This is a genomic window from Phytoactinopolyspora endophytica (assembly GCF_004138495.1).
GTDB classification, from domain to species: Bacteria; Actinomycetota; Actinomycetes; order Jiangellales; family Jiangellaceae; genus Phytoactinopolyspora; species Phytoactinopolyspora endophytica.
In genome coordinates, this window is record NZ_ML142854.1 from 306,665 (window position 1) to 309,528 (window position 2,864).

General features: G+C 65.5%; 3 protein-coding genes. All 3 read left to right on the forward strand.

From position 1 onward, the window contains the following. Nucleotides 1-265: 265 nt before the first annotated feature. The 3 genes from ELR45_RS14460 to ELR45_RS14470 all read left to right on the forward strand — a co-directional run bounded on the left by ELR45_RS14460 (nt 266) and on the right by ELR45_RS14470 (nt 2,853). Entirely contained in the window at nt 266-1,651 is a 1,386-nt protein-coding gene (locus ELR45_RS14460) for a mercuric reductase (RefSeq protein ID WP_129667026.1), read from the forward strand. 102 nt (nt 1,652-1,753) lie between these two features. Continuing rightward, nucleotides 1,754-2,560, forward strand: coding sequence for an isocitrate lyase/PEP mutase family protein (locus ELR45_RS14465; RefSeq protein WP_129667027.1), 807 nt, complete (start codon nt 1,754-1,756; stop codon nt 2,558-2,560). Between the two features lie 89 nt (nt 2,561-2,649). Further along, entirely contained in the window at nt 2,650-2,853 is a 204-nt protein-coding gene (locus tag ELR45_RS14470; RefSeq protein WP_129667028.1) for a ribbon-helix-helix domain-containing protein, read from the forward strand. Nucleotides 2,854-2,864: the final 11 nt, after the last annotated feature.

Sequence of the window (2,864 nt, forward strand, 5' to 3'; positions counted from 1 at the left end):
ATGAGTGAGAGGGAAGCCTGCGAACTGCCAGAAGTCCCTCGCATCCGTACCACCATTGCGTCTCGTTCATCAGTGCTGGGGGGTCACCGTCATGTCCACGAGATCGGCCGGACGGAGCGCTTGCCATAGCTGAGCGCCGGGCCTCGTTGCCGGGGAAGTAGCCTATGAGCCGGAGTTCTTCGCCCGCCCCAGCCCGTACCAGGTTCCTCCGTGCTGTTCGCCACCCGCGAGGGCCCGTCTCCATCGACCTCTGAAGGAAGATCACATGGACAACACTCGCGAACGCTTTGACGCCATCGTGATCGGTGCCGGTCAGGCCGGCCCAGGCGTTGCCGGCCATCTCGCCGGACGTGGCGACCGTGTCGCCTTGATCGAGCAGGACACTGTCGGCGGCACGTGCCTGAACCGGGGTTGCCGCCCGACTAAGGCACTCCGGGCGTCGGCGCGGGTCGCCCAGCTGGCCAGGACGGCGCGAGCACACGGCGTCATCACAGGCGACGTGCGCATGGACTTCCCCGCCGCCGTCGCCCGCAAGGACGAGATGATCGACAACTGGGTCGACGGATACACCGACTTTCTCGAGCACACTGACGGCCTTTCCCTGATTCGTGGTCGAGCACGTTTCACCGGCACCGGCGCCGATGGCCACCGGGTGGCCGTCGGTGACCGGGAGCTCGTCGCTACGAACGTGTTTCTCAACGTCGGTACACGGGCGGCCGTACCGCCGATTCTCGGCCTCGACGCCGTCCCCTGGCTCGACAACGACCGCATCCTGCACCTCGACAAGCTGCCGGACCACCTCGTCGTGCTCGGAGGCAGTTACGTGGCGCTGGAGTTCGGGCAGATGTTCCGACGCTTCGGCAGCACCGTGACGATCATCGAGCGTGGCCCGCGCCTGGCGTCACGTGAGGACGACGACGTCGCCGCGGAGATCACTCGCTTCCTGCAGGAGGAGGAAATCACGATCCACACCGGCACGAACGTCGAGCGAGTCGAGCCCACAGCCGCCGGCCTTCGCGTGCACACCGACGCCGCTGGCGCCATCGAAGGTTCGCACCTGCTCGTCGCGGTGGGGCGCACTCCGAACACCGACCTGCTCAACGTGGAATCGGTCGGCCTGGAACTCGACGACCGTGGCGTGATCAAGGTCGATGGCGTATTCCGTACAGCCGTCGACGGGATCTGGGCGCTGGGCGATATCAACGGCCGGGGTTCGTTCACCCACACGTCGTACCAGGACCACGAGATCGTCGTCGACCACCTCACCGGCGGCACGCGCAACGCCGATACGCGCATCCTGACATACGCGATGTTCACCGACCCGCCATTGGGTCGCGTCGGCATGTCCGAACGTGAAGCCCGAGCGTCCGGCCGCCGCGTGCTGATGGCGACATTCCCGATGAACCAGCACAACAGAGCGCGTTTGGATGGTGAGACTGCCGGGCTGATCAAGTTGCTCGTCGACGCGGACACGGACCGGTTCCTCGGCGCAGCGACCATGGGCATCGCTGGTGACGAAATCATCCAGATCGTCAGTGCGCTGATGCATGCCGATGCGCCGTGCCGTGTGCTCGCCGAGATGATGCCCATCCACCCCACGGTTGCTGAGTTCTTCCCGACGATCCTCAACCGCCTCAAGCCGCTCGAGTAGCTCCCTGCCTTCGGTGTCGATGGATACCGGCGCGTGAGTGTCGGTGCCGGCCAGTAGTGTCTAGCCCGGAAGCGAACGCCGTGCACGGATGGGGAGATCGACATGGACGCTGGTGAGGTCTTTCGTGGTCTTCACGACGACGGTCTGTTCGTCATGCCCAATGCGTGGGACATCGGCTCGGCACGTCTGCTTCAGTACGTGGGCTTCCACGCATTGGCGACGACCAGTTCGGGGTTCGCCGGGTCGCTCGGGCGTCCGGATCAGCACGTCCGCCGCGACGAGATGCTGGTTCACGTGGAGGCTGTGACCTCGGCCGTCTCCGTTCCGGTGAGTGTGGATTCGGAAGGGTGCTTTCCTCATGAGCCGGGTGGTGTGGCAAGGACCGTCGAACTGATCGCAGAGACGGGTGCCGCCGGCTGCTCGATCGAGGACTTCGAACCGGGGGTCGGCGTGTTGTCTGTGGACGACGCGGTCGGACGGGTCGAGGAAGCGGCCGAAGCAGCGACGCGGCATGGTCTGGTGCTGACGGCCCGGGCCGAGAACCATCTGTACGGTGTTGACGACCTGGACGACACGATCGAGCGTCTGGTCGCCTACCGCGATGGCGGCGCTGACGTCCTGTACGCGCCCGGGCTCGTCTCCTTGGCTGAGATCGAGCGCGTCGTGAATGCGGTCGGTTGCCCGGTGAACGTGCTCGCGGTGCCTGGAGTCCCGTCGGTGGCCGAGCTGGCCGCGGCCGGTGTGCGCCGGGTCTCCACGGGTGGCTCGTTGGCATGGGTGGCCTACGGCGCGCTGGTCTCCGCCGGGCGGGAGCTGCTCACCGGCGGAACCACGACGTACCTGACCGGAGCGCTGCCGGCGGCTGAACGTGATGCGGCGTTCACCGACGTCGACTACCCCAACGCCTGACGAGCTTCAGGCAACCACGCCGTGAAACGTCATCGTGGGCTTGTGGGACAGAATGCTAGCTTGCTAGCATTCTGTCACGGAGGGCAGTCATGGGAGCTGAATCTAGGAAGCGATCCGAGACCGGCAGCGGGTTGGACTCACCGCCAGCCAAGGTGCAGATGAACATCTATCTGCCGCCGGCATTGGTCCGGCGCGTCAAGCACAAAGCCATCGACGACGACACCAGTCTGTCGAACCTCGTGGAACAGGCTCTGACCGAGTACCTACAAGCACACGGAGAGGCGGGCGGATGAGCAAGACGGAC